This window comes from Balneolaceae bacterium (assembly GCA_034521495.1).
Taxonomy (GTDB): Bacteria; Bacteroidota; Rhodothermia; order Balneolales; family Balneolaceae; genus Rhodohalobacter.
In genome coordinates, this window is the sequence record JAXHMK010000018.1 from 15,482 (window position 1) to 42,069 (window position 26,588).

General features: G+C 42.4%; 22 protein-coding genes and 1 pseudogene. 20 read left to right on the forward strand and 3 right to left on the reverse strand.

The genetic code is table 11. From position 1 onward, the window contains the following. Nucleotides 1–15 precede the first annotated feature (15 nt). The 6 genes from U5K72_16470 to U5K72_16495 all read left to right on the forward strand — a co-directional run bounded on the left by U5K72_16470 (nt 16) and on the right by U5K72_16495 (nt 3,946). Entirely contained in the window at nt 16–990 is a 975-nt protein-coding gene (locus tag U5K72_16470) for a permease (protein ID MDZ7720412.1), read from the forward strand. A 13-nt stretch (nt 991–1,003) separates the two neighbouring features. Further along, nucleotides 1,004–2,050 carry an ArsO family NAD(P)H-dependent flavin-containing monooxygenase gene (locus U5K72_16475; GenBank protein ID MDZ7720413.1) on the forward strand — a complete coding sequence of 349 codons (1,047 nt, stop codon included), beginning with the start codon at nt 1,004–1,006 and terminating at the stop codon, nt 2,048–2,050. Between the two features lie 135 nt (nt 2,051–2,185). Next, entirely contained in the window at nt 2,186–2,785 is a 600-nt protein-coding gene (locus U5K72_16480) for a sigma-70 family RNA polymerase sigma factor (GenBank protein MDZ7720414.1), read from the forward strand. Nucleotides 2,786–2,962: 177 nt separating this feature from the next. Then, the gene (locus tag U5K72_16485; GenBank protein MDZ7720415.1) at nt 2,963–3,256 is read left to right on the forward strand and encodes a type II toxin-antitoxin system HigB family toxin; all 294 of its coding nucleotides are present in this window, start codon (nt 2,963–2,965) and stop codon (nt 3,254–3,256) included. Nucleotides 3,257–3,270: 14 nt separating this feature from the next. Continuing rightward, the gene (locus tag U5K72_16490; GenBank protein ID MDZ7720416.1) at nt 3,271–3,639 is read left to right on the forward strand and encodes a helix-turn-helix domain-containing protein; all 369 of its coding nucleotides are present in this window, start codon (nt 3,271–3,273) and stop codon (nt 3,637–3,639) included. Between the two features lie 133 nt (nt 3,640–3,772). After that, entirely contained in the window at nt 3,773–3,946 is a 174-nt protein-coding gene (locus tag U5K72_16495) for a hypothetical protein (protein ID MDZ7720417.1), read from the forward strand. Here U5K72_16495 and U5K72_16500 read toward each other — a convergent pair. Continuing rightward, nucleotides 3,927–4,511 carry a Fic family protein gene (locus tag U5K72_16500; GenBank protein ID MDZ7720418.1) on the reverse strand — a complete coding sequence of 195 codons (585 nt, stop codon included), beginning with the start codon at nt 4,509–4,511 and terminating at the stop codon, nt 3,927–3,929. The genes U5K72_16495 and U5K72_16500 overlap by 20 nt on opposite strands. A gap of 189 nt (nt 4,512–4,700) precedes the next feature. On the opposite strand from U5K72_16500, the gene U5K72_16505 reads away from it, so the two are divergent. The 9 genes and pseudogenes from U5K72_16505 to U5K72_16545 all read left to right on the forward strand — a co-directional run bounded on the left by U5K72_16505 (nt 4,701) and on the right by U5K72_16545 (nt 14,503). Beyond that, complete coding sequence (locus tag U5K72_16505) at nt 4,701–5,360, forward strand: HNH endonuclease (GenBank protein MDZ7720419.1); 660 nt, start codon at nt 4,701–4,703, stop codon at nt 5,358–5,360. Nucleotides 5,361–5,586: 226 nt separating this feature from the next. After that, the gene (locus tag U5K72_16510) at nt 5,587–5,844 is read left to right on the forward strand and encodes an AbrB/MazE/SpoVT family DNA-binding domain-containing protein (GenBank protein ID MDZ7720420.1); all 258 of its coding nucleotides are present in this window, start codon (nt 5,587–5,589) and stop codon (nt 5,842–5,844) included. After that, nucleotides 5,838–6,173, forward strand: a complete 336-nt coding sequence (locus U5K72_16515) for a type II toxin-antitoxin system PemK/MazF family toxin (GenBank protein ID MDZ7720421.1) — start codon at nt 5,838–5,840, stop codon at nt 6,171–6,173. The genes U5K72_16510 and U5K72_16515 overlap by 7 nt, the downstream gene beginning before the upstream one ends. A 673-nt stretch (nt 6,174–6,846) precedes the next feature. Next, a pseudogene (locus tag U5K72_16520) lies at nt 6,847–7,104 on the forward strand (type II toxin-antitoxin system RelE/ParE family toxin). Then, complete coding sequence (locus U5K72_16525; protein MDZ7720422.1) at nt 7,101–7,382, forward strand: helix-turn-helix transcriptional regulator; 282 nt, start codon at nt 7,101–7,103, stop codon at nt 7,380–7,382. The pseudogene U5K72_16520 and the gene U5K72_16525 overlap by 4 nt, the downstream one beginning before the upstream one ends. A 1,469-nt stretch (nt 7,383–8,851) precedes the next feature. Then, nucleotides 8,852–10,561, forward strand: coding sequence for an NAD-binding protein (locus U5K72_16530; GenBank protein ID MDZ7720423.1), 1,710 nt, complete (start codon nt 8,852–8,854; stop codon nt 10,559–10,561). Nucleotides 10,562–10,844: 283 nt separating this feature from the next. Continuing rightward, nucleotides 10,845–12,035 (forward strand): cytochrome c, encoded by a 1,191-nt coding sequence (locus U5K72_16535; protein ID MDZ7720424.1) that lies wholly within the window; start codon nt 10,845–10,847, stop codon nt 12,033–12,035. A gap of 168 nt (nt 12,036–12,203) precedes the next feature. Beyond that, nucleotides 12,204–13,760 (forward strand): hypothetical protein, encoded by a 1,557-nt coding sequence (locus tag U5K72_16540; GenBank protein MDZ7720425.1) that lies wholly within the window; start codon nt 12,204–12,206, stop codon nt 13,758–13,760. A gap of 194 nt (nt 13,761–13,954) precedes the next feature. Beyond that, nucleotides 13,955–14,503: a transposase gene (locus U5K72_16545; protein MDZ7720426.1), complete on the forward strand. Its 549-nt coding sequence runs from the start codon at nt 13,955–13,957 to the stop codon at nt 14,501–14,503. A gap of 163 nt (nt 14,504–14,666) precedes the next feature. Here the strand turns inward: U5K72_16545 and U5K72_16550 are convergent, their stop codons facing one another. Next, nucleotides 14,667–17,204 carry a prolyl oligopeptidase family serine peptidase gene (locus tag U5K72_16550; GenBank protein MDZ7720427.1) on the reverse strand — a complete coding sequence of 846 codons (2,538 nt, stop codon included), beginning with the start codon at nt 17,202–17,204 and terminating at the stop codon, nt 14,667–14,669. Nucleotides 17,205–17,676: 472 nt separating this feature from the next. Here U5K72_16550 and U5K72_16555 point away from each other — a divergent pair, with 472 nt between their 5' ends. Both U5K72_16555 and ettA read left to right on the forward strand, forming a co-directional pair. Then, nucleotides 17,677–18,615, forward strand: coding sequence for a VOC family protein (locus tag U5K72_16555; GenBank protein MDZ7720428.1), 939 nt, complete (start codon nt 17,677–17,679; stop codon nt 18,613–18,615). Nucleotides 18,616–19,182: 567 nt separating this feature from the next. Next, nucleotides 19,183–20,853, forward strand: a complete 1,671-nt coding sequence (ettA, locus tag U5K72_16560; GenBank protein ID MDZ7720429.1) for an energy-dependent translational throttle protein EttA — start codon at nt 19,183–19,185, stop codon at nt 20,851–20,853. 155 nt (nt 20,854–21,008) lie between these two features. Here ettA and U5K72_16565 read toward each other — a convergent pair whose 3' ends face one another. Continuing rightward, the gene (locus U5K72_16565) at nt 21,009–21,905 is read right to left on the reverse strand and encodes a mechanosensitive ion channel (GenBank protein ID MDZ7720430.1); all 897 of its coding nucleotides are present in this window, start codon (nt 21,903–21,905) and stop codon (nt 21,009–21,011) included. Between the two features lie 382 nt (nt 21,906–22,287). On the opposite strand from U5K72_16565, the gene U5K72_16570 reads away from it, so the two are divergent. Genes U5K72_16570 through U5K72_16580 form a run of 3 tightly spaced genes read left to right on the forward strand, consistent with a single transcriptional unit; the run spans nt 22,288 to nt 26,493 of the window. Then, entirely contained in the window at nt 22,288–22,605 is a 318-nt protein-coding gene (locus tag U5K72_16570; GenBank protein ID MDZ7720431.1) for a hypothetical protein, read from the forward strand. After that, the gene (locus U5K72_16575; protein MDZ7720432.1) at nt 22,565–23,158 is read left to right on the forward strand and encodes a mechanosensitive ion channel; all 594 of its coding nucleotides are present in this window, start codon (nt 22,565–22,567) and stop codon (nt 23,156–23,158) included. Before U5K72_16570 ends, U5K72_16575 begins: the two co-directional genes overlap by 41 nt. Before the next feature lie 14 nt (nt 23,159–23,172). Beyond that, nucleotides 23,173–26,493 carry a PDZ domain-containing protein gene (locus U5K72_16580; protein MDZ7720433.1) on the forward strand — a complete coding sequence of 1,107 codons (3,321 nt, stop codon included), beginning with the start codon at nt 23,173–23,175 and terminating at the stop codon, nt 26,491–26,493. Nucleotides 26,494–26,588 lie beyond the last annotated feature (95 nt).

A 26,588-nucleotide genomic window follows, 5' to 3' on the forward strand; every position in this document is an offset into this window, starting at 1 on the left:
TTGAGCACGTCAACAATGGAACAATTGACTAATCTCTTTTCGAGTTTTGCAGATTATATTGTCTATAATTTGCTCGAGTTGGAAAAAGCAGGGCTGTTTAGTACAGCCCTGCAATACTTTATCACTACATTTATTTTGATATCTGTGCTGGTAATTTTGGTTACATACATTATGGGTATTGTTACCAGCTATTTGCCAATGGATAAAATCAGGAAATATCTTGAAAAGCATAAAACAACGGGGTTGGGAAATATTATGGCCTCCGCATTAGGTGCTATTACTCCTTTCTGCTCCTGTTCTTCTATTCCATTATTCGTGGGCATGATGCAAGCAAAAATACCGCTGGGTATAGCTCTCTCATTTTTAATTACTTCTCCTTTGGTTAATGAAATAGCAATTGCATTATTTTGGGTGACTTATGGCTGGAAAATTACGGTCATCTATATTATTTCAGGAATTTTATTGGGCATATTTGGCGGTATTATATTAGAAAAGCTGGGTATGGCTAAATATGTAGCCGATTGGTTGCAGGATTTAGATAAAAGTAACACCCGGGTTAAAGAAGATGAGCGATCATTTCTTCAACGGATACCTGAAATAAATGCAGAAGCCTTACAGACAACAAAAAATTTAATGCCCTATATTTTTGTTGGAATCGCTATCGGAGCGTTTATTCATGGCTATGTTCCGCAATCCTTTTTTGAAGAATATATTTCAGAAAGTAATCCTTTAGCAGTTCCCATTGCGGTTGTTCTTGCTATTCCGCTGTATATTGATGCGGTCGGGATTCTGCCGATTATAGAATCCCTGATTGGCAAAGGAGTTCCCCTTGGTACTGCAATTGCTTTTATGATGGCTTCCATAGGCCTGTCACTTCCAGAAGCTCTTTTATTAAAAAAAGTGATGAAGAAAAAATTAATTATTTCATTTTTTACCACCATCGGAATAGGAATGATCTTGTCAGGTTATTTATTTAACCTTGTAATGTGAGTAAAAAAAGTTTATGAAGATTTATGATACCATCATAATAGGTGGTGGGCAAGCGGGTTTATCTGTTGCTTATTTTTTACGAAGGAGTGATTTAGAATATCTTATTTTGGATGATCACAAAGAAGCCGGAGGTTCCTGGTTGGAAACCTGGGACAGTTTAAAATTATTTTCACCATCTGAATATAGCTCCTTACCGGGTTGGCAGATGCCAAAAAGTGAAAATGAATACCCAACCAAAAATGAGTTTATTGACTATCTGAAGGCATATCAAGAACGTTACGATTTTCCTGTTCAAAGAAATACCTATGTCAGTCGGGTAGAAAAAGAAAATGGACTTTTTAAAATTGAAACCAGTGAGGGCGATCTTTGTACAAAGTCACTGGTAAGTGCCACGGGAACGGCGAAAAATCCGTTTATACCCAACTATCCCAATCGTAATGATTTTAAAGGTATACAAATACATTCAGTGACCTATAGAAATCCGAATGATTTCAAAGGCAAAAAAGTACTTGTGGTAGGAGGGGGCAACTCCGGAGCCCAAATATTAGCAGAAGTCTCTAAAGTAGCCGAAACCACCTGGATTACGAAAGAATCACCCGAGTTTCTTCCGGAAGAAATAGATGGACGCTATTTATTTAAGCAAGCCAATGCCAGATATGCTGATGATACGAAAACCTATGAACAAGAAGTTTCTTTGAGTAATATCGTACAGGTTGAAAGCGTAAAAGATGGTTTAAAAAGAAATATTTACGATGCTGTAAGACCGTTCGATTCTTTTTACGAAAATGGGGTTGTATGGCAAAACGGAGAAAAGGAAGCTTTCGATGCGGTAATATGGTGCACCGGTTTTCGATCGAATCTTCAACACTTGCAACCCCTCGATATTATTGAGAACAACCGCATTAAAACTGAACACACGCGCTCTGTAAAAGAACCGAAACTTTGGTTGGTGGGCTACGGCAACTGGACCGGTTTTGCCTCGGCAACTATCTACGGCGTAGGGAAAACGGCCAGAGCAACCGTTAAAGAAATAAAAGAGGAATTTGAAAATGTTTCCTAACGACGAAAATTCCGTTGCCAACAGGTTGTAGATTATGGAAAAAGAATTTATAAACTATTTAGTTTACGTCGCAGTTGGTATGTTTCCTTCCGCCGGCGTTTTTAAGTTGATATTTGAACTAAGTAATTTTTAGTCATGGATGATCACTCATTGGATATCAGTAGCACGGCTCAGGAATTTTATTCTTACTTGAATAATTATATATCGAAAAAAGTAGGCGATCCCCATATTGCTAAAGATTTGACACAGGAAGTCATGTATCGACTGGCTAAAGCAGATGATGAGGATCGAAAAATCCAGAACGTAAAGGCTTGGCTTTTCCAAACAACCCGTCATGTAGTGGCCGACTACTATCGCGATAAAAATAAAAACCCTGTTAATGACATTCGTAGCAATTTTTCGACAAATTCAACCACATTAGAGGCACCTCCACTATCTGAAGTTGATTTTCTTATACCAATGATTAAGTTACTGCCAGATAAATATAGCCGTCCATTACTGATGAGTGATATTAAAGAGCTTCCTCAAAAAGAAATTGCAGAGAAGTTAAACATTGGGCTCTCGGCTACTAAAATGCGCATCAAGAGAGCACGAGAAAAACTACATGAACTATTTACTATTTGCTGTGATATAGAGTTCAGTTCAAATGGAGATTTTGTTAGCTGTACTGTCAAAGATCATTGCGAACCATTGCAGAAGTTTCGAGAAGAATTGTGTCAGGAAAATAGATGCTAAGCAAAATTCTTGTTATCGATCCTATCATGTAGTGCCATATAACCATGCAAATCAAGCGGACACCTTTGCGTTTAGGTTACCTACATTCAAGCGCTTAGAAGCGCCGCTTATTTGCCAAGCCGTTATGTAACCTATCTTCCCATTTGTTCCCAATAGTGGAACTTTATATATTCCTCTATGCGAGTATTTGCCCGAAAAACATTGCGTGAGTTTTGGACTAATCATTCGGACAGCGAAGATGCTTTAAAGTCGTGGTTTTCTGAAGCGGAAAATTCTCAATGGGAATCACCAGCTGATATAAAGGATAAGTATCCACACGCCAGTATTCTTCCTGACAATCGAGTGGTTTTCAATATCAAGGGCAATAATTATCGGTTAGTAGTCAAAATTAATTATGACTACGGACAGGTATTCATCCGTTTTGTAGGTACTCATGCCGAATACGACAAAATTGATGCAACGACAATTTAAAGCGGATTTTAATTATGCAGATTCAACCCATACATACTGAAGACGATTATCAAAAAGCATTGGAGCGTATCGAAGAAATTTTTGATGCTAAGCCCGGTAGTAAAGAAGGCGATGAATTGGAAATATTGGGAATTTTAGTGGATGAATATGAAAAAAAGCACTTCCCTATTGAGTCTCCCAAACCAGTTGAAGCTATAAAGTTTCGAATGGATCAGCTTGGACTTGAGCAAAAAGATTTAGCAAAAATATTGGGATCGAAATCAAGGGCTAGTGAAATCCTATCAGGCAAACGGTCCCTTTCCCTTCGTCAAATAAAATTGTTGTATAAAAAGCTGGGAATTCCTGCAGAAGTTTTAATCCAAGAACCAAAACCGGTTACATAACCAGCAATTCCTGCTGACGGATTCGCGTTGGTTGCTCGACTTCATAGTTGATCGCCCCGCAGCAGAATTGCCAAACCGTTATAATGCTCTCCCACATCTGCAAATTAAGCTCAAAAATTCGTATATTACAGTCATGAAATCTATCTCAAAGAAGAAAAATATCGAATCTATTTCCCGTGATGCTATGAAATCACAAATGGCTTCTTTTCGTATTGAGGGGATGAATATTCCTAAAGAAAGAGCAGATCAAATTCGACGAGAGGTTGTCCGCGAGTTTAAAAATGAGTCTACTTCTTCAAACTCCTAAAGAGAGTAATCATTGGTTCATAATTCTTATCTGCTGCTGCCTGAACGGCTTTAATATATTCAGGCATTCTCTTCTCCGTTATCTTTTCGAAATCGAACCGTTCGAAACCACTTTTTAAAGCAATCAAATCGACAAATAGTCGTGCTGTTCTGCCATTGCCATCCCGAAACGGATGGATAAAAAGAAGCTCAGCATGAAGTGGCGCTACGTGTTCAATCAGTTTGTTATAATCTTCAATTTTGTCTGGTAATGGATCCAAGAATTCTTTTTCAAATTTCTCAACAGCAGAAGGGAGAAATTTAGCAGCAGGAAACATGAAGCCTCCTTTAGACAGATTTACTTGCCTTAAGTCTCCAGCAAATTCGTACAAATGTCCTAAAGCTGTTTTATGGATCATAGACAACAATTCCCAGTTAAAAGTGGCTATCTGGTCCAGTTCAGATTCGAATTTGATTTCTGCCCTTAAAAATCCACGGTATTCTTCTTCAGCAATTTTTTCGGGGTCATTTAAACCGAGTTTGTTAGGCAGTATCTCATCTTCAGATTTGGGCGTGTGGTATTTCATAGATCAATGATAATACGAAATTGGGTGAATCGCATTATAACAAGGCATTTCAAGCGGATTTTGCCACTCTTTGCTTCCATTCAGTTTATAAACTTTGTGGAGTATCCTGATTTTAATGATATTCATTTATTGAACCGGCAAAACCGCTTAAATGCCAAACCGTTAGGTAAACTCAACTAAATTAAAATTATGGCTCAAGAATTTACTTCCGAAGATGCTCCTTTCTTCAAATGGATGAATAATAATCCAGATGGTTTCGTTTTAAATACGAAGAAATCTGAAAAATCATCTTACGCCTATTTTCATAAATCTAACTGTGGCCATATTGGCGGACCTATCGAAGGAAATGGATCAAATCCCTATACCTCAAAAGACTATATAAAAGTCTGCTCTACTGATCCTAAGGATTTATTAAATTGGATAAAATTAAATCGGGAAAATGCTATCGAGCATGCAGTAAACTGTAAAGATTGTAATCCTGATATTGACCTTGATTCTATCAATATGGCTTATCCGTCAGAACAGCACATTCCTTCACATATGGAAGGCGCAAAAAAAGAAGTAACAGTAAATAGATATGAACGTGACCGAAAAGCTCGAAAGAAATGTCTTGAGCACCATGGATATAATTGTGCAGTATGTGAAATGAATTTTGAAGAACGTTATGAAGGATTAGAAGCCAATCCTATTCATGTTCATCATTTAGATCCCATATCACAGGCTAATGGAGAAAGAGAAGTTGACCCTAAGAAAGATTTAGTGCCTGTTTGCCCCAATTGTCACGCAGTAATTCACGCTACTTCTTCCATTTATTCAATAGAAGAAGTAAAAGAAATGTTACAAAATTAAAGAGTTTACCTAACCCGCGCATTAACTCGGACACACCTCGCCAAGTCTCTGTGGTTCTTGGTTTTAAAACTCATCTTTCGTTAGTTGCAAAATAAATAGAATTGCGTGTACCGGTTATGCGTATGCGCAATGTCGTTAGGTAGCGCACTAAAATCGTATTCTAATCGTTGCATAGTACTTATATTGTAATTACATTAAAGATGTAATCTCATTAATCCATAGTGCTATGAAAACGAAACTTGTTCGTATCGGAAATTCCCAGGGAATTCGTATTCCCAAACCTATTATTGAAGAAATTGGGCTTTCAGAGGAAATCGAAATGATTCTTAAAGATAATCAAATCATCCTTCGTTCTGCTGAACAGACTCGCAAGGGCTGGGATAGTGCTTTTGAGAGAATGGCTGAAGAACAAGATGATCAGCTGATTGACAAAGAGGAAGTTGAAGCCCCAAGCAAGTGGGATGAAACTGAGTGGACATGGTAAAACGAGATCTCGTTGAACGTTTTGATGTCTACCTAATATCTCTTGATCCAACGAAAGGGTCGGAAATAAAGAAAACCCGTCCTTGCCTAATCATTTCTCCTGATGAAATGAATCGCCATATTCGAACGGTTATTATTGCTCCAATGACATCAACAATTAAAAACTATCCATCAAGGGTTACAACGACTTTTCAAAAGAAACGTGGACAGATCGTCTTAGATCAAATTCGGACAGTAGATAAACAACGGTTAATCAAAAAGTTGGGAACGATTAGTTCTTCAGCCCAAGACAAAACATTAAATGTACTCCAAGAAATGTTCTCTCCATAGTGCGCATACCTAACCCGCGCATTAAGTGGGACGTGCCTCGCCGTCGGCTGCCGGTTTCCATTTTGTCTGTTTCAATAGTACATTTTAAAACAAGTTCAGCGCTGTTTTGCACGCCCCTTATGCGCAATTTCGTTATGTTTCCTTTTAATTGCTCCCCTCACCATTTTGTTTTTCTCTACAAACCAGAAAAATACATTTGCAAATGTTCGCATATATGCTAACTTATAAGTTATGCGCATTATTAAATTTTACCGAACAGAAACAGGAAATTGTCCGGTGGAAGATTTCTTGCAAAGTCTTCCCGATAAACAATCCAAAAAGATTGAGAAGTTACCCCAATATTTTCAGATTAAAATATCTAAGACAAATATAATCAGTGTTTTATAATTTTTATAAAGTGGAAATAGTAAACATGGGAGTGTAATGGGCCTTGAATAGTTGGCGGGAAAAAGGACAACGAGTGAACCGTGAGATGAATCCTTTCATACCGGTGAGAAGCGAAATTTAAGGGCTAAAAGCGTGATGGACCATTGAAAGGATTCCACGGTGAACTCGGGTCCGCCGCCAAGTATTCACAGCCTTGACCTTTTGGTTCCTTTTGGGTCAAGCCAAAAGAACATAGAGCTTGTAATACTTTTACATTAAAAAAATGGGGTAAGTCTCAAAAAAGGTTGCCTGGACACTTCGAGTTGTTCGTGATTTAGAACAGGTTCCAACCCAATATCTGAAGAAACTCAAAAGCACCGAGGATATTTGGAAAGTACGGGCAACCCTTGGCAACAATACATTTCGTCTTTTAGGTTTTTATGACGGGCCAAACCTGATTGTACTGACCAGTGGTTTTGCCAAGAAAACAAATAAGGTTCCAAAGCAGGAAATTGAAACTGCTGAAGAACGCAAACGTGATTATTACCGGAGGAAAGAACAATGAAAAAAGATGATTTAGAAATATTTATCGATAAGAAAAAGGCAAAGAGCTCAGAGTTTGCAGAGAATTTCGAAGAAGGATATTTGAATTTTAAAATTGGAGCTATTCTAAGACAGGCTCGCGAAAATATGGGAGCAACCCAAGCAGATGTTGCCGAGAAGTTAAATACAACAAAATCTGTGATCTCGCGAATGGAGAATCATGCTGAAGATATCAAGCTTAGCACACTTGCCAAGTATGCGAAAGCGTTGGGAAAGAAGGTCAAACTCGAGATTCAGTAATCAGAAAACATAACAAAGTGGCTCAAGCGGACGAGTTTTGTATACGGATTTCAAAAAAAATCACTGCCTCGCCGCTTAGCTACCAAACCGTTAGTATTGCAATTAAAGTTTGTCTCTTTCAAGAATTAGGTTCTTTACTTGGGTACAAATTTTAAGGTAAAACGTATTCGATTATGAGGCAACCTAATTCTCATAAATATTCTTGTATAGTTCTTATCTCGTCATTAAAGCAGACTTCCTGTTCGGAAACAACAGAATTAACCAGCTGATTCATAACACATACTTTTATGCCGATTCATTAATTTTGTCGTGCATCGAGTCGGGCAGCCGTACGCATATAAAATGCTCATGATTCTTCGATTCTAAAGTCTGAAGTTCCTGATGGTAAAACTTCCACACCAAGTTGCTCATTACCTTTGAAGAATGGCAATCGAGGAAGTAGTCAGGAATACAACTACAAGTCAACTACTGCATTCGACAGCTAGATGTCCGGTCATCATATCATCATTGAGAATACGTTTCAATAAAGGTTCTTCCACAAGATGAAGATATCTCGCTTGTCAGCTACTTTGCATAAATAGTTTAACGAATCATCGATATCTGTATCAATCAGATGTTTAACTTTTTGCGCTTATTATTTACCGCTTAATACTCAATCAACATGGTACGGAAAGGCTATTGGAGTTGTTAATGTAGCAGTGGAATACGAGGGCGAGAGTTATCAAAACGAGTTTAAAGTGTCTTCATCAGACTATCAAGAGACCCAATCAACTGAGTATCGGTAACAACATTTATCATAATGTGAAAACCATATGCAATAGCGTTCTACAGTTGTTATCAAAGTACCTTAAACAGATCTATAATCCAGTTCGACAATTTTATAAGGCAGATTATGACTGCTGAAGATTAAATAAAAGTGTATAGCTATCTAAAATATACATTTCCAACCCGACACAAGTGACGCTACACTGAACACTTGCGCCAGTTTTTTGGGAATAAGATACGTCTCAATAGTCATCCCGCACTCCGATGCGTGATCTCCAAATGTTGATCCTACTGCTATTGGTATCAACGGCATGGAGCCTTTGGCACGTTTGGAGATTCTGAGTCAAGCTCAGAATGACGGTGTTTATGTTATGAAATCTAACCACAGAACTCCCCAATAGTGTCATCCCACACCCCAATGCGGGATCTCCGTCTGTTGCCCTGTTGCGGTCGGCATCAACGGCATGAGCCTTTTGGAACGTTTGGGGATTTCACTTCGTGGAAATCGCCTGTGGCTCGGAGCGCTTTGCGGGGAAAAGATGAGCAGCTCGGGGACCGGAATGACGGTTTTAGCGTTGTTTGCGTATAAAATTGTTCCATTTTTTTTAGAATTGTTAAAGAGTCTTATTCGAATTCACTTTCTTTCAATATTCACCTTCATGCAGTAGTTTAATTGATATAGCAACCTGAATTGTTAGCTTGCCATGATTGAAGGAAGTTCGATAATATACTATGCGTTTTTAGCCGGGGCAGTGTTCGCCGGTGTGTATGTTTATTTCTTTTATGGTTTGAATGATTGGTTACGAAAGGTATATCGATCTGTTCTTTTTGTTGTGGGCCTCATTTTAGTGTATGGTGTAGTTTACCAATGGGGCATGGCCTACTTCGAAGGAATCGAAAAAAGTTACATTCACTCGCTTCAGGTAGTTATTGAATCCGTTACAACTGCGGGTTATGGTGGTGATGCGCCATGGACCAGCGGCTTCATGAATTTTTTTGTGATATGGATGAATCTGACAGGTGTGATTATGGTATTTTTGGCATTCCCGCTTTTTGTGTTTCCAATGATTCGAGAGGCAATTCAACCACATCCGCCCGAGAGCATTGATTTTGAAGATCATGTTATTATCTGTTCCATTTCAAAAAGAGCATCTATTTTACAACAAGAGCTTCAATCGAAATCTATTCCGTATGTAATTGTTGATCTGGACGAGAAAGCCGTGATGGATCTGCATGAAAATGGAATTCCGGTTTTGCTGGGAAATCCCTCGGATGAAGAGGTGCTGAAATCGGCCAACATTAGTAAGGCTCGTGCTTTAGTTGCTGATATGGATGACGAGAATAACGCTCTGATTTGTCTTGCAAGCCGATCACTTAAAAATGAGTTAATTGTTTTAAGTGTGGCCACGGAGGAAAATATGATTCCTTACCATCGCTATGCTGGTGCGTCACAGGTAATACTGCCCCGACGGATCTTGGGAAAAAGCCTGGCAGAACGTGTCATCGTATCGATAACCGAAGATTTACAGGGAGTAACCCAGTTGAGCGATGAATTAGAACTCACCGAAATTTTAATCGAACCAAATAGTGATATTGTTGGTAAAACCATTCAGCAGTCCCAGATTCGGGAGAGGTACGGGGTTAATATTATCGGTGCGTGGTTTTCAGGAAATTTTGTATCCAGCCCCAAGCCCGATAAGGTTATAAACGAGCATACTATACTGCTTCTTGCGGGTTCTCACCAAAATCTGACCGAATTTCGTGCAAAAACGGTATCCAGGCAGCATGATGTTGAGGGGCCCGTAATTATTGCAGGATTAGGTGTTGTAGGCCAGACGATTTCAGAACTATTCAGGGAAAGAGATATCGAGTATATAGTTGTCGATATAGCGGATAAAGAAGGTGTTGATATTGTTGGAGATATCACAAAGAAAGAAACATTGGAGAAGGCAGAAATTCACGACGCTTCTACAATAATATTGGCTGTAAATGATGACCGATCGGCAATTTTTACAACACTTGTTTTACAGCAAATAAATCCAAAGGCAGAGATCATCGCACGCGTTAACGATATAGATAACATAGGAAAGGTATATCGGGCAGGTGCTGATTATGTACTTTCCTTACCCACAGTTACGGGACGAATGTTATTCTCGATGCTAATGGAAGACGATGATATATTATCTACAGATACCCTATACGAAGTGGTGAGAATTGAAGCACCAAAATTAAGCGGCAAAACACTCAGTGAGGCAAATATTCGTGCTGAAACCAGTTGTACGGTAGTAGCTGTTGAGAGAGATGGTGAGCTTATTTCTGAAATGCATCCGAACTTTGAAATCAAAAAAGATGATGAACTTATTGTAGTAGGCAGTGATGAAACGATCAATCAATTCAGGAAGAAATACAGCTAAGAGAATACGGTGCTTTTCTATTTTATTTTCAGAAGGCTTTGCAAAACCGTGGTTATTGGTCAATCTGAACTCGATTCAGATTCTCCATTCGTCTTTATAGCCAGTATCTGGAGATCCTGAATCCCCCGGAGGGATCCCCCGATGTTCAGGATAACGGTCAGAGTTTTGCAAATCCTTCTTTCAACTTTTGAGGTAGTATTGCCGGAAGTTTTATTTAAAATTGATCTCAATAATAAAGGGGTTAAATTACAGAAAAGAGAACATTTAACAGAGGAGAAGAGCGATGGAAAAAAGCTATCCTCAAAAGACGACGCAATCGTTTGCAGTTATAATCATTTCTACATTTGTATTTTTTGCTTTCACTGCATTTAACGGATCTAACCCTGATTTTAACCAGACAACCGGCATTTCTCAGTCTGCACAAGGTGTTGATACAACGGTAACGGCTTCACCATTATCAGGTAAAGAACTTTACATGCAAGCCTGTGCAAATTGTCATGGTGTGGATGGAAAAGGAGGATCAGTTAAACAGCTTGGCTTGCAAACTCCTCCGCCTGATTTTACAGATTGTGACTTTGCAAGTCGTGAACCGGATGGAGACTGGATTGCCGTTGCACACCAGGGCGGCCCCGCAAGAGGGTTTTCAACAGAGATGCCGGCATTCGGAGAGGCAATATCGGTCGGGGAGCTTCAAAAAATTATGGATCATGTACGAACGTTTTGCAGGAATGACAACTGGCCACGCGGTGAATTAAACCTGCCAAGGGCGTTGGTTACCGAAAAAGCTTACCCGGAAGATGAAGCCGTTATTTCTTCTTTTATTGATGTGGAGAATGAAGGTGCTGTAATGAATGAGATTGTCTATGAGCAGCGTTTTGGTGCGAGGAATCAAATTGAGATTGTTTTTCCTTTCGGCTATAGCCAGATGCCCGGGGGAAGCTGGAGCGGCGGACACCTCGGTGATATGGCAGTTGGCGTGAAGCGCGCTTTCTATCACAACTACAACAGTGGAACAATCCTCAGTTTAACCGGCGAAGTTATTCTGCCCACGGGAGATACTGCAACTGGGTTTGGCAAAGGGACGACGGTTTTAGAACCATTTGCCTCTTTTGGTCAACTGTTGCCGGCCGGAGGCTTTTTGCACGTTCAGACAGGGTTGGAATACCCGGTGTTGCAAGATAAAGCAGAAAATGAAGCCTTTTGGCGAGCTGCTTTAGGTAAGAGTTTTAATCCAAATCCCTGGGGACGAACATGGTCGCCCATGGTTGAAATGCTCGGTTCGAGAGAGCTGGAATCCGGCGCTGAAATTCATTGGGATATCGTGCCTCAAATGCAAATCACTCTTAATAAGCGACAGCATATCATGCTAAATGTTGGGTACAGAATACCGGTAGATGACGCCGGCAGAGAATCTCAGTTTATGGTTTACATTTTATGGGACTGGTTTGACGGCGGTTTTTTTGAGGGATGGTAATGCAGATGGGATTCAAAATGATATTCTTAATAGATTAATGAATGGGAGAACGAGATGTATAAAAACCTGATAATCATTATATCACTTCCAATTTTGACGATAGCTTTGAGCGTCAGTATTAATAACTTCCACGCGGATAACCCCGATCCTGTACCTCAAATTCACGGAATGGATCTCCCTAAGGCACAGCAGATGCTTTTTTCGACAGCTGATAATTGCATGAACTGCCATAACAATTTAGTATCGCCAGCCGGCGAGGATATATCCTTTGGAACGAACTGGCGTGCCAGCATGATGGCCAATTCTGCCAGGGATCCCTATTGGCATGCAGCTGTTCGCAGGGAAGTGATGGATCATCCGGAATCTCAGGCCGCTATTGAAAATGAATGTTCTACCTGCCACATGCCGATGGCTCATACCCAGGCAAAAGCGATGGGACAAATGAGCCAGGTGTTTGCCAATCTTCCGGCCAATCAACCCTTAACACAACAAAATATGCTGGCTGTGGATGGTGTATCCTGTACTACATGTCATCAAATAAAACCTGATAATTTCGGAGAGCGCGAAAGCTTTGTCGGTGGGTTCCTAATTGATACCGAAAAGCCGATGGGGCAGCGAGAAATTTACGGACCCTATCCCGTCGACCAGGGGCGATCAAAAATTATGCATTCCTCATCCGGCTTCCAGCAGGTTGAATCGAAACACTTGATAGAATCTGAGATGTGTGCAACCTGTCACACGCTTTACACTCATACATTGGGTCCCGGGGGAGAAGTGATTGGCGAGCTTCCGGAGCAAGTGCCCTATCTTGAATGGAAACACAGCAGTTTTGTGAATGATCAGAGTTGTCAATCCTGCCATATGCCGGTGGTAGAGGGAAGTACGGAAATTGCGTCTGTTTGGGGACAACCCCGGGAGGAAGTATCAAAGCACACGTTCAAGGGCGGGAACTTCTTTATGCAGAGAATGCTCAATCGCTACCGGGATGAACTGGGAGTTCAGGCGTTGCCGCAGGAGATGGATGCCGCTATCAATCGAACCGTAGATCACCTACAGACAAAATCAGCTTATATTTCAATAACGAATGCAGAGGTAGTTGGAGATGAATTAATTGCCGGGGTGGAGATCGAAAACCTTGCCGGGCATAAGCTTCCAACCGCATATCCCTCCCGAAGGGCATGGATCCGTTTTACGGTATTAGATCAGAACGATAATGTAGTTTTTGAATCTGGTGCAGTCATGCCAAATGGTTCGATCGCGGGAAATGATAACGATCAGGATGGCAGCCGTTTTGAACAGCACTATTCAGAAATTACGGATGAAGACCAGGTTCAAATTTATGAAGCTATTCTTGCTGATCCGCAAGATGAAGTAACAACCGGGCTTTTAACGGCTATTCGATATATCAAAGACAACCGAATCCTGCCGAAAGGATTCGATAAATCCACGGCTGATGATGATATTGCCGTAAAAGGTTCTGCAGATAATGATAATGATTTTGCGGGCGGCGGTGATAAAGTTCGATATAGGGTTAAGTTGGATAATTTGAATGGACCATTTCAGGTAACAGCCGAATTGTATTATCAACCGATTGCCTACAGGTGGGCTCAAAATCTCGATTCGTACCAGGCATCTGAGACAAATCGTTTTGTTGGCTACTACAATTCAATGTCTGAGCAATCGTCTGTAGTACTTACCTCTACAAAAATGACAGTTACGAAGTAAAGGCTCCAAACCTGGCACAAGTGTTCAGCGGAGCGTGACTTGTACCCCAAACCTGGCGCAAGTGTTCAGCGGAGCGTCACTTGTGCCACTCACGCCCCTGCCTGTCTTAACTTCCCCACCCATCGAACTTGCGCTATTCAAGAGATAAATGTATTTATCTTAAATGGTCAGACTAACGATCAGAGGAGAGAACAATGAGCAGAAAATACAAATTCTATGACTCAAAGAAGCCCCACTTCGTAAGCTTCGCCATCGTCAACTGGATCGACTTGTTTACAAGGAAAGATTATGTTGATATCGTAACGGAGAGCATGTCGTATTGTATTCAAGAGAAAGGACTGATATTGAATGCCTGGTGTATTATGACCAATCACGTGCATCTGATGATCCGATCGGAACAGAATTTGTTGTCCGATATCATGAGGGACCTGAAGAAGTTTACTTCTTATAAACTATATTCTACAATTCAAGAGCATCCGCAAGAAAGCCGGAAGGAGTGGCTCTTATGGATGTTTGAACAGTCTGGGCAGGCAAATGAAAATAACAAGAACATTCAGGTTTGGCAGCAGCATAATCAACCGATTGAACTGGACACGAATGAGAAAATTGATCAACGGTTGGAGTATTTACATATGAACCCGGTAAAAGCCGGATATGTCATCAAGCCGGAAGATTGGGTGCATAGCAGTGCCCGACAGTATGCAGGATTGGAGGATCGGTTTGATCTGGAGCTGATTGAATAGTTGCCGGAAGTAGAAAAGGCGCAAGTGACGCTACGCTGAACACTTGCGCCAGTGGATTAAAAAATTGCGATTTATTGAAGGCATTCATTTCTTAGCATGATAAAGCAACTTCTCCTATTCAGGGTATTTATGATTCCACCATGCGGGCTGATCCTTCAGGTATTTATCGAACCAAGAGATAATACTCGATTTCCATAAGCTTGTATTTGTTGTAATCCAGAATGTGGTGGTCTTGTCCTTCTACCTGAACGAGAGCTGTTTCCTTTCCAAGAAGTTTGAGTGCCGTGTACATTTGATAACTTTCTCCGGGCGGCACGTTTGTGTCCGCAGCACCAGTCACAAAGAGAAGAGGAGTTGTAACCTGATCCGCTGAATAGAGCGGACTTTGATCAACATAAACTTCTTCGTTGTTCCAGGGGAACGAGTTCGCGGCAGCCACAGAATTATATTGGAATCCCCAGTAACCCACGCCCCAATAACTGGCGATATTGCTGATTCCCGCATGGCTTACGGCAGCAGTAAACAGATCTGTTTCGGTCATCAGGAGCATCGTCATAAATCCGCCATAGGAAGCTCCAATGGCTCCCACATTTTCGCGGTCAGCATATTCGTGTTCATCCAGGAATTTGTTCACGCCGTTGATAATCTCACCTGAAACGATTTTACCCCAGTCATTTACATGAAGGGCAGAGAATTCCTGTCCGTACCCGATGGCTCCGCTCGGCTGCATCACATAAACGATGTACCCTTTTGCAGCATACAGCTCTTTGGGGTAACGTCCTCCAAATGCCCGGCTGACCGGAACCGTGCCCCCGTAGTAGTACGAGATGACAGGATATTTTTGATTGGGATCAAAATCAGGAGGATAGTAGATCACTCCGTCGATTTCAGTTCCGCGATCATTTGTGAAGGTCCACGTTTCATGATCGCCAAACTCAACATGTGCAAAATGCTCTTCGCCGGGATAGCGCAGCAATGTAGACTCATCCTGTTCAACATCATATGAATAGACCTGAACCGGCTGAGAAATTCCCGTGCCCGAATAGACCGCAACGCTGCCATCACTGGAAAAATCTACATCAGAAACTACATCCAGTTCGGTAGATAATTTTGTGAATCGTGATCTTCTCACATCATATTTATAGAGCGTCTTAAAAGATCGATCCGTAGTTAAAAAGTAAATCGTATTTGAATTTTCTCTCCAAATCGCACTGTCGATGGAAGGTGCAAAATCTCGTGTGATCGGGGTCACATCGGCAGATTCGATATTGTAGAGATATGCCTGGTTGTCAAAATCATTTGGAATCGTACCCTCAGGAACATTCACGCCTTTGTCACCAAACATATTTGGACCGCCAGTAAACAGGATCGTTTCTCCATTAGGTGAAAACTGACCACTTCCACCAAAACCGGCTGAGAAAAGTGAATCGGTTTTCATGGTTTCCAGATCCAGTAGTTGATATTCGGTGACATTATAAGGCCGTTGGGAATAATCGATGTGAGTACGTGAGAAGAGAAGTTTGTCACCGTCCGGGCTGATATCATGAAGCGTAGTTGTGAGCCTCCCCGCCGTAAGTCGTTGTGTTGTCCCGTTCGGTACGTTCAGCCTGTATAGAAAATTTCGGGAGTCAAAACCAGGGCGTCGTGCTTCCATCTCTTCCAACAGCTCCACTCCGGAGTCATCCGATTCCGCTTGCTCAGAAACAGAATAGATGATAAAAGTGCCATCCGGGGACCATTCGTAGCTGCCAAAGTTTTCAACATCTTTCAAAAGCCGCTGCTGAGATCCGTTTTCCAGATCAGAAAGCCAAAGTGATGTTTTTTCATCTTTCGATTCTGTGTAAGTGAACCTTTTTCCCTTCGGTGCCCATTCAAGGCTTCCAAAATTTTCCACTCCTTTGTATTCGCGATAGAGATCTCCGGTGTCTGTTTCCAGGATTTCAAGCCATGAATCGCCGTTTCCGTCAGGTGGAGCCGGCTTGTGAATTTGAATCGCTGCGAGGGATCCATCGGCCGAAATACCAAGGCTATTTACAGACGGTTGATTGGAAAGGGTTTCCAGGTTAAGATACTTGTTGGGATGCAGTGATTGCGTGATCTCTGCTTTATCTTTAGTAGATAAGGTGGCTGAAAGATTGAGAGAAGCCCGGGAACTCGGATCATATACCGACCGGATCAATATTTGATGCTTGCCTTGTTCGAGTACCAGGGAATGGCTGTGAGAACCGGCCTCTTGTATAATATGTTGACAGCTTACTTTTTGTGCTTTCTCCTCCCCATTCACATACAATTTAAAAGGGTGATGACTTTCAATTCTTAACGTGGCCTCTGTAAACTGATTCGCATCCAGGTAGAAAGCGGACCAGTAGTTCTTGGGAATATCATCATTATCGGTTTCCAGCTTAAGTGTGTCAGCCTGAACGTATCGCCATTCCAATTCCATATTTTGAGACCAGTCCACCATCCTGCCCTCTTCAGGGCGCCAATCTGATACATCAACCGGTTCAAAGTCCAGCAGATCAGAGATGGTATAGGTTTTATCCTTAATATTCTTCTGATCATGATAGACAGGCATCTCTGTTTCAACAGGCCCGAGTATCAGCCATTCAGAAATTGTTAGCCGGTTATCTTGTGCCAGGGCAGATGTGACAGTTAAAAGAATAAAGGAAAGGGTGAGTACGAAGAATTTCTTTAAACTCATTGATGAATAATTTAGAAACTGTGATTAGAAATAGAAAATGAATTAATAGATGATATAAAGACGAAATAACAGAAATAGATGACGGCGAAAACGTCAAATCATAATCAAAAACTTATATTGAACTGGTTTTTATTTTATTAAACATAACGCTTTTACCGGCTGAAGAACTTTTAAGCGTCCTTTTTGAGGACTTTCTTAAAGAGATCGTGACGATTGCCCAACTCGGGCAAAGGACTTCCGCTCTTCCTGTCTGCCGAAGCCTCGGCAGAGGTAAGCTTCAGACGCTTCTCCCATGAAGATCCCTGGCGGGCAAGGACACTTTTTTGGTCAACCGATAAACACGTTAACTATACTTAAATATACCATTTAATAAACTTTCTGTCTGTATATGAGGTTGTAAAAAGGAACGTTTTACAACTAATAATACTTTAACATTAAACAATATAAATTTTGAATAACTGTAATTAATATCATGAAATACAAAGACAAAGGAATACATCACATCTCAGTCATCTCAGGCGATGCGCAAACGAACGCTGATTTTTATGTGAATAAACTCGGTTTACGAATGGTGTTGAAGTCCGTAAACCAGGATGATCCCGGAACCTATCACCTGTTTTATGCGAACGCTGAAGGGGAGCCCGGATCGAGTATCACATTTTTTCCATGGAAACGAGCCGTGAGATCCAAAACGGGTACAGGAGAAGTAGAGCGAATCTCATTTTCCGTTCCGGTGGATTCTATTTCATACTGGCAGAAACGGTTTGATGATTTGGATATTCCGGCAGGTGGACCCTTTGAGCGGTTCGGCAGAAAAGTACTGCCATTTGAAGATCCCGATGGATTGACGTTGGAGATTGTTGAAGATAACCGATCCAAAGATCTGCCGGGCTGGAAAGATGCAGATGTTCCGCTCGACAAAGCGATCCGCGGATTCTGGGGAGCGAATCTCCTGCTTTCACAAACGGAAGAAACAGCGGAAATTTTGACAGATATTTTAGGATTTAAGAGGGTGGAGGATTCAGGAAATCAAACATTATATGAAACCGGAAGTGATCTTGGTCATTCTGTAATCCTGGAAAAAGCCGATGTGGTTCAATACGGCAAAACCGGCCGCGGAACGGTTCACCACTTAGCATTTCGAACGAAAGATGAAGAGCAATTACAAGAGTTCCGGCAAAAAGTCATCTCGAAAGGATTATCACCTACGAATATTATTGACCGCCACGTGTTCAAATCCGTCTATTTCCAAACACCCGGCGGCGTTCTCTTCGAAATGGCAACAGACGGACCGGGATATCAATCCGTGGCATCCAGTGATGAAAAAATGGGACAGGAACTCTTCCTGCCGAATTTCCTTGAACCGAAACGTGATATAATTGAGCAAAGGCTGGAACCAATTGAGGTGTAAATTCCCCCTTTGACCTGCCTACCGTAGCTTTAGCGAAGGGAGGAGGGGGCATGATTAGCCGAAGGCTGATCGAGGGGGATGACTCGCCGTGCCTTAACACCCCTCTCGATTTTTCAAGAACGATTGAAAAATCATTTCTCCCCTGAAAGGGAGATTATCATTCCCAAACTACTGCATGTTTGTAACTTATGCGATGTGGGGTTTATTTGTCTCGAAGAGATCCCTGCGGGACAAACTTGAACCAGTCAGAAAACTGAAAAAATCCCCCTTCGAAGCGGGGAAAGTTAAATGCGCGCTTAGCGAATGAACTCGCGGGATGGTAGAAGTTACAAATCTGAAATAGCTCTGAGTAGAGTTGCCAAAGTTACAAAACACCCCTCTGACGATTCGCATGAACATTTGCGCCAGTAATGTCGTCGAATTATCTAACAAATACAGCGATGACAGAAAAAAGATGCGCATACATCAAACAAAATCAGCTCTCCACATTCAAAATTAATCAATCCATTCCGTACCTTTCGACCTTATCAAATTTGATCCATTCAACATTCAAAATTCAGTAAATCAGTGAGTGATAAAAAAGTAATTTTTTCGATGGTTGGGGTAAGTAAAGTGTACAAACCCAACAAAACCGTTCTAAACGATATCTACCTCTCGTTTTTTTATGGAGCAAAAATTGGTGTTCTCGGGGCAAACGGCTCTGGAAAGAGTACACTGCTTCGAATTATTGCTGGCGAGGATGAAGAGTACCAGGGAAATATTTCGCGTCAGAAGGGAGTGACGTTTGGAATGTTATCTCAGGAACCAATGCTGGATCCGTCCAAAACGGTCAAGGAGATTGTGCAGGAAGGTGTGCAGGAGACGATAGATTTGATTAATGATTATGAAGCGGTGAATGCGGCGTTTAGTGATCCCGATGCAGATTTTGACAAGCTCATCGAAAAACAGGAGAAGCTTCAAAGCCGGATTGATCACCTTGATGCGTGGGATATAGACAGCAAACTGGAACAGGCGATGGATGCGTTACGGACGCCACCGGGCGATACCTCGGTCGAAGTTCTTTCAGGTGGGGAGGCCCGGCGCGTGGCGTTGTGTCGTTTGCTTCTCAAAAAACCGGATGTGCTGTTACTGGATGAGCCGACAAATCATTTGGATGCGGAATCCGTTGCGTGGCTGGAACAGCATTTGGCAAGATATGAAGGAACCGTCATAGCCGTAACGCACGACCGATATTTCCTGGATAATGTTGCAGGCTGGATTTTAGAGCTGGATCGCGGAGAGGGAATTCCGTTTGAAGGAAACTACAGCTCATGGCTGGAGCAAAAACAGGAGCGGTTAAAAACCGAGGAAAAGCAAGAATCGAAACGGCAGAAAACGCTTCAACAGGAGTTGGAATGGATTCGTCAAAACCCGAAGGGACGGCGGACGAAGAGCAAAGCCCGTATCAACAAGTATGAAGAACTGCTTTCTGAAGAGAGGAATAAGAAACGTGAAGATATGGAGATCTTTATTCCGGCCGGTCCGCGTTTGGGTGATAAAGTGATTGAAGCGGATCACGTATCAAAAGGATATGACGACCGGTTGCTGATTGAGGATATGAGTTTCAAACTACCACCCGGTGGAATTGTAGGAGTGATTGGCCCGAACGGTGCCGGTAAAACCACGCTGTTCAAAATGATCACCGGCGAGGAAGAACCTGACAGCGGAAACTTCGAAACGGGCAGTACGGTGGAGTTGGGGTATATCAATCAGAAAAGACCTCTCGATCCGGACAAAACGATTTGGGAAGAGATCTCCGGCGGACAGGATTTGATCAAACTTGGAAATCGGGAAGTGAATTCGCGGGCATATGTTGCGCGTTTCAACTTCAGCGGGAGTGATCAACAGAAAAAATGCAGTGAAATTTCTGGCGGAGAGCGCAATCGCGTGCATCTTGCAAAAATGCTCAAAGAGGGAGCGAATGTTCTTCTTCTTGATGAGCCTACCAACGATCTGGACGTCCACACTCTTCGTGCGCTCGAAGAAGCACTGCTTGATTTTGCCGGATGTGTGGTTGTGATTTCTCACGACAGGTGGTTCCTCGACAGGATTGCAACGCATATGTTAGCGTTTGAAGGCGACAGCCAGGTCTACTGGTTTGAAGGAAATTATTCTGAGTACGAAGAGAATCGTGAGCAGCGGCTTGGTTCGAAATATCACCCCGAGAGAATTCATTACAAGAAGTTGATGCGGGAGTAGGAAATCCCCCTTTGAAGGGGGAAAGTGAAATGAGCGTATAGCGAATGAACTCGGGGGATGTTTCTTGGACTCCACTCCCAACGTAAACACCCCTCTCGATTTTTCAAGAACAATTGAAAAATCATTTCTCCCCTGAAGGGGAGATTTTCGTGAATCTACTCTTCTCCATCCTCTTTTTCCTCTTCATGATGAGGCAGCGAGATCGAACTTTTCACATGCAGATCGCGCTGGGGAAATGGAATTTCAACGCCGTATTTTTCGAATTTCCGCACGATAGCTTTGTTTAATTCATTACGAACAATTGGGTAATCCTTTACATTGCCGATCCACGCCCGAAGCTGCATATTCCAGGATGAATCACCAAATTCAATGAGGTGACCCTGGGCTTTTGGTTCCGGCATCACGAAAGTGTTTTCGTCCGCCACCTCTTTCAGAGCCTTCAACACGGTATCAAGATCTGATCTGTAGGAAACACCCACATCAATATCGAGCCGGTAGGTTGGATCGCCGTGCGAATAGTTAATTACATTTTTGGAGACGAACTCCGAATTGGGAACAATGATGGAGATATTGTTGACCGTTCGAACTTTGGTTGCCCGAATATTTATCTCGGTTACATCTCCTTCAATATTATTGACCGATACACGGTCGCCCACTGAAATGGGACGCTCAAAAAGAATAATCAATCCGGAGATAAAATTTGAGGTTATATTTTGCAGGCCAAAACCAATACCAACGGAGAGTAATCCAAATATCACAGCCAGGCCGCTGAGGTCAACACCAACAAACTGGAAGGAGACTAAAGCTCCGATGGTAATAATAGTGTATTGAGTAATTCGTGAGAGGGTGTAGGTTGTTCCCTCATCAATCTTAAATCTTTTCAGAATTTTCCGGTTCAGGGCTCTTCGGGCCAATACACCAAGAAAAATAAACCCGGTAATCAGGAGAAGAAAAATGAGAATGGACACCACTGTGACCGGAGTCTCTTTAATCTGGAAAAGAGTCAGGTTCAGAATCTCGTTTATATACTCAAAAATCTCATTCCAGGTCATAAATCAGTTCTTCGTTTCGTGTTCCGCATTTGAAATGATTGCGGACAATTTCTGTTTTAGAAATAAATATACAATTCACTATGAGTTTTCTTACAAACACTATATAGTAAAAGTTTTACAAATATCAACGAATTTAAAGCTGGCTAATATTCTTGATCTGCAATACAAGAAGGCTTTGCAAAACTATGACTGTCATCCTGAACTTTCCCTCGGGATCCCTCCGGGGGATTCAGGATCTCCAGATACTGGCTATAAAGACGAATGGAGAATCTGAATCGAGTTCAGATTGACGTATTCCCACGGTTTTGCAAAGCTATCTACAAAAGATTTGCAGATTTTTTTAAAATAGACATACATACTGGCTCTAAAAATAAATAATGATATGATTGAATCGATAGGTGACTCTCTTCTTTTTGAATATGAACGAATAATCGCATTTCTTCCAAGGCTACTTATTGCCTTTCTTATCGCTTTTATTGTTTACACACTTGGAAAGTGGTTGGCGAAGGGTACAATTACCTTTTTGAAAAAAAGTTCTATCCCGGAAGCGTATCACGACTATTTTGGCAAACTGATAAAGATTATCGGTGCTTTCGTGGCATTTGTTGTTTTCCTGAACCTGATAGGATATCAGACACTTGCAGCCAGTCTTTTGGCGGGTGGTGGACTTGACAGCGGTGATGCTGGGTTTTGCATTTAAAGATATTGGAGAAAATTTCCTGGCTGGATTTTTCCTGGCGTTCAGCCGCCCGTTTACAACGGATGATGTGATTGAAACAGAAGGAATTCTCGGGAAGGTAAAAGGAATTCAGCTCAGGCATACGCATATTCGAACGGCAAACGGTTGTGATGTTTTTGTCCCCAGTGCCCAGTTATTTACCAAGCCGCTTCATAATTACACGTTGGACGGACTTCGGCGGGGAAGTTTTACCGTTGGCATTGATTATGCGGATGATTCTGAAAAAGCGGCTGAACTTCTTCTTGAAACCACAAGAAAAACAGACGGCGTCCTTACTACACCTAAAGCTTCTGTGCAAATCCAGGGATTTGATGCTAATTTTGTGAATATCCAGGTCTTTTTCTGGATCAGTGCAAAAGATCAGGAGGCCGGTTTATCAGTAGTCAGAACCCGGTCGATGAATAATTGCAGAAAAATGTTAATGGATCAGAACTTCACAGTGAGCTCAAACGTTACAACAGCAGTGGATATGAAGCCGCTTGAAGTTCTGTTGCGTAATCAAGATGACGCTTAAAAATTTAGCAGGAAATGAATAAAACTGAGGTCTTTTCAAAAATAAATGAATACAGAATCATGAGAATAACTACCATAATTGTTTGTCTGCTTATACTAACTTTTTCTATTAATCTGAATGATGTTCAGGCACAAATCGATGCCCGAATGCTTCGCCAGCCGGATGTATCCGATACGCATATTGCATTTTCTTATGCGGATGATATCTGGATCGTTTCCAAAGAAGGGGGCATTGCAAATCGCCTGACATCTGCTGAAGGCGTTGAATCTTTTCCAAGATTTTCTCCCGATGGTTCGATGATTGCATTTAATGCCAATTATGATGGCAATCAGGATATTTACGTTGTTTCGACTACAGGAGGAATTCCGAAACGAATAACCCACCATCCTATGGGAGAGCGCGTGTTAGATTGGTTCCCGGATGGTGAATCTATTCTGTTTGCATCCTCAAAAGAGAGCGGCCGGCAGCGGTTCAGCCAATTCTATCAAGTATCTGCCGAAGGGGGTATGGCCGAAAAACTACCGGTTCCATACGGTGAGTTTGGTGCCATTTCTCCGGATGGGAATAGTATCGCTTACACTCCTAAATCCAGATCTAACAGAACCTGGAAACGGTATCGCGGTGGTATGGCACCGGATATTTGGTTGTTTGATCTGGAGTCTTTCGAATCTGAAAATATTACAAACAATCCGGCGAATGATGAGCTCCCCATGTGGAATGATGAGACTGTTTACTTCCTCTCGGATCAGGGAGAAAATCAGAGATATAATATCTGGGCATACAATACTAAATCTGGTGAAACACGACAGGTTACAAATTTCAGTGATTACGATATACACTTTCCTGCAATTGGCCCAAACAGCCTGACGTTTGAAGCCGGCGGACGACTCTACCTGATGGATCTTGAAACCGAAGAATATGAAGAGATCAATGTAGATGTCATTACCGATCAACTCACGATTCAATCCAAAACGGAAGATGTAAGCAGTTTGATTCAGGATGCAACCATTTCGCCCGGCGGAGAACGGGTTCTGTTTCAGGCCCGGGGCGATATTTTTTCCGTTCCGGCTGAACACGGACCCATCTTGAATCTCACGCAAACATCAGGAGTTGCTGAGCGTTTTCCGGCCTGGTCGCCTGATGGCAAATATGTGGCCTACTGGAGTGATCAATCCGGTGAATATGAATTAACCATTCGTGATGAATCGGGCTCAGGAGAAGAACAAATCCTTACCTCAACTGATGAAAAGTTTAAGTACTCACTGCACTGGTCGCCGGACAGCCAAAAACTTGTGTTTATTGACAACTCGATGAGTATTCGCATGTATGATACCGAATCTGAAGAGATCACGGATATTGACCAGGGACTGTGGATGTATGAAGGCGGGTTGCGAAATTTTAGCGCCGATTGGTCGCCAGACAGTAAATGGGTGGCTTATTCCCGCGGGTTAGACAATCTGCAAAATGCCATATTTCTATTTGATACAGATAGCGGTGAGCGGCATCAGGTTACTTCAAGTTATTATCACGACAGGAATCCGGTTTTCGATCCCGATGGGGAATATCTTTACCTGCTGACCAGCCGAAGTTTCAGCCCGGAATACAGTGATTTTGATAATTCATGGATCTATGCAAACTCTACAAAAGTAGCGGTTGTGCCCCTGCGCGATGATGTAGATTCACCATTGGCACCCCGAAATGATGAGGTTAAAGTTGAGGAGGAAAACGAGTCCCCTGAAACTGATTCATCCAACGGAGAAAATGGTGAAGAGGATAAAGAAACTGAAGTAGTTGAAATTGATATTGAAGGCTTCGAAGATCGGTTGGTTGAACTTCCTGTTGATGCCGGAAACTACGGAAATCTTAGTGCGGCGTCCGGAAAAGTGATTTATCTGAAATATCCGAGCACCGGTGCTGATGGCCAGACAGCTGCTCTCGCTTACTTCGACCTGGAAGAGCGGGAAGAACAATCAGTAATTGAGGGTGTTATTGGATATCAATTATCGGCCAACAAGAGTAAAGTGTTGGTTGCCCAACCCGGAAATCGGTTTGGAATTATCGATCTGGCGCCCGGGCAAAGCATTGAAACACCGCTTCGAACCAGTGAACTCTCCATGACGGTTCATCCGCAAGAGGAGTGGCAGCAGATTTTTAATGATTCATGGCGATTTGTACGTGATTTCTTTTACGATCCCAATTTTCACGGAGTTAATTGGAATGAGGTCAAAGAGCGTTATCAAACCATGTTGGATGATGCCGTAACCCGAAATGATGTGAACTATGTGATCGGGGAGATGATTGCGGAACTCAACGCCTCTCATACCTATCGCGGTGGAGGAGATATTGAAAGTGCCGAGACTCGTGGCGTTGGATTACTTGGAATTGATTGGGAGTTGGAAGACGGTGCCTATCGAATCAAAAAAATCATCGAAGGAGCTCAGTGGGATAATGAAGTTCGCTCCCCGCTCGATATGCCCGGTGTTGAAGTATCAGAAGGAGATTACATTTTGGCGGTAAATGGGGAGCGGTTGGATCCCGATGAAGATCCGTATGCGGCATTCCAGGGATTGGCCGGTAAAACGGTTGAGTTGACTGTGAATGATTCCCCCGATATGGAAGGTGCCAGAAAAGTAATTGTAGAAACACTTTCTGATGAAACAAGATTGCGTCATCTCGCCTGGATTGAATCAAACAGGAAACGGGTGGAAGAAGCCACCGATGGCCGGGTGGGATATATTTATGTGAGAAGCACGGGTGTGGATGCACAAAATGAACTGGTCCGACAATTTATGGCTCAGCATGAAAAAGATGCTTTGATTATTGATGAACGGTTCAACAGCGGCGGGCAAATACCGGATCGGTTCATTGAACTTCTGAATCGGCAGGAGCTGGCGCACTGGGCAGTTCGAGACGGAAGAGACTGGAAATGGCCGCCCGTTGCACATTTTGGCCCCAAAGTAATGCTGATTAATGGATGGAGCGGCTCCGGCGGTGATGCCTTCCCGGCATATTTTAAAGAAACAGGATTGGGTCCGCTGATTGGAACGACAACGTGGGGTGGTTTGATCGGAATTTCCGGTTCACCGAATCTCATTGATGGAGGAACGGTAACCGTACCTACGTTCCGAATGTATTATCCCGATGGAACGTGGTTTCCTGAGGGCGGTGGTGTACAGCCGGATATCCAGGTGATTGACGATCCGACTCAACTTGCCAATGGAACAGATCCGCAACTGGAACGAGCCATCGAGGAAACACTGCGGCTCATGGAAGAAAATCCGGATTCATACACAAAACCTGAGCGTCCGGCATACGAAGACAGGTCTGGGAATTAACAAAAATCGTCCTTTTCAGTGTGTGTTTAGTGGATTGAATCAAACAACCTGGCAGAGCGCCGGGCTTTTCGGCTCCTGTCAGAGTTGTGAGCCAC

What these genes read in the sequence shown, in the direction of transcription:
- U5K72_16490 (MDZ7720416.1), top strand. Translation starts at nt 3,271, where the DNA reads ATGCAGATTCAACCCATACATACTGAAGACGATTATCAAAAAGCATTG.
- U5K72_16540 (MDZ7720425.1), top strand. Translation starts at nt 12,204, where the DNA reads ATGGATCTCCCTAAGGCACAGCAGATGCTTTTTTCGACAGCTGATAAT.
- U5K72_16570 (MDZ7720431.1), top strand. Translation starts at nt 22,288, where the DNA reads ATGATTGAATCGATAGGTGACTCTCTTCTTTTTGAATATGAACGAATA.
- U5K72_16475 (MDZ7720413.1), top strand. Translation starts at nt 1,004, where the DNA reads ATGAAGATTTATGATACCATCATAATAGGTGGTGGGCAAGCGGGTTTA.
- U5K72_16485 (MDZ7720415.1), top strand. Translation starts at nt 2,963, where the DNA reads ATGCGAGTATTTGCCCGAAAAACATTGCGTGAGTTTTGGACTAATCAT.
- U5K72_16555 (MDZ7720428.1), top strand. Translation starts at nt 17,677, where the DNA reads ATGAAATACAAAGACAAAGGAATACATCACATCTCAGTCATCTCAGGC.
- U5K72_16550 (MDZ7720427.1), bottom strand. Translation starts at nt 17,204, where the DNA reads ATGAGTTTAAAGAAATTCTTCGTACTCACCCTTTCCTTTATTCTTTTA.
- U5K72_16535 (MDZ7720424.1), top strand. Translation starts at nt 10,845, where the DNA reads ATGGAAAAAAGCTATCCTCAAAAGACGACGCAATCGTTTGCAGTTATA.
- U5K72_16480 (MDZ7720414.1), top strand. Translation starts at nt 2,186, where the DNA reads ATGGATGATCACTCATTGGATATCAGTAGCACGGCTCAGGAATTTTAT.
- U5K72_16495 (MDZ7720417.1), top strand. Translation starts at nt 3,773, where the DNA reads ATGAAATCTATCTCAAAGAAGAAAAATATCGAATCTATTTCCCGTGAT.
- U5K72_16545 (MDZ7720426.1), top strand. Translation starts at nt 13,955, where the DNA reads ATGAGCAGAAAATACAAATTCTATGACTCAAAGAAGCCCCACTTCGTA.
- U5K72_16470 (MDZ7720412.1), top strand. Translation starts at nt 16, where the DNA reads ATGGAACAATTGACTAATCTCTTTTCGAGTTTTGCAGATTATATTGTC.
- U5K72_16515 (MDZ7720421.1), top strand. Translation starts at nt 5,838, where the DNA reads ATGGTAAAACGAGATCTCGTTGAACGTTTTGATGTCTACCTAATATCT.
- U5K72_16525 (MDZ7720422.1), top strand. Translation starts at nt 7,101, where the DNA reads ATGAAAAAAGATGATTTAGAAATATTTATCGATAAGAAAAAGGCAAAG.
- U5K72_16505 (MDZ7720419.1), top strand. Translation starts at nt 4,701, where the DNA reads ATGGCTCAAGAATTTACTTCCGAAGATGCTCCTTTCTTCAAATGGATG.
- U5K72_16530 (MDZ7720423.1), top strand. Translation starts at nt 8,852, where the DNA reads ATGATTGAAGGAAGTTCGATAATATACTATGCGTTTTTAGCCGGGGCA.
- U5K72_16500 (MDZ7720418.1), bottom strand. Translation starts at nt 4,511, where the DNA reads ATGAAATACCACACGCCCAAATCTGAAGATGAGATACTGCCTAACAAA.
- U5K72_16580 (MDZ7720433.1), top strand. Translation starts at nt 23,173, where the DNA reads ATGAATAAAACTGAGGTCTTTTCAAAAATAAATGAATACAGAATCATG.
- U5K72_16510 (MDZ7720420.1), top strand. Translation starts at nt 5,587, where the DNA reads ATGAAAACGAAACTTGTTCGTATCGGAAATTCCCAGGGAATTCGTATT.
- U5K72_16565 (MDZ7720430.1), bottom strand. Translation starts at nt 21,905, where the DNA reads ATGACCTGGAATGAGATTTTTGAGTATATAAACGAGATTCTGAACCTG.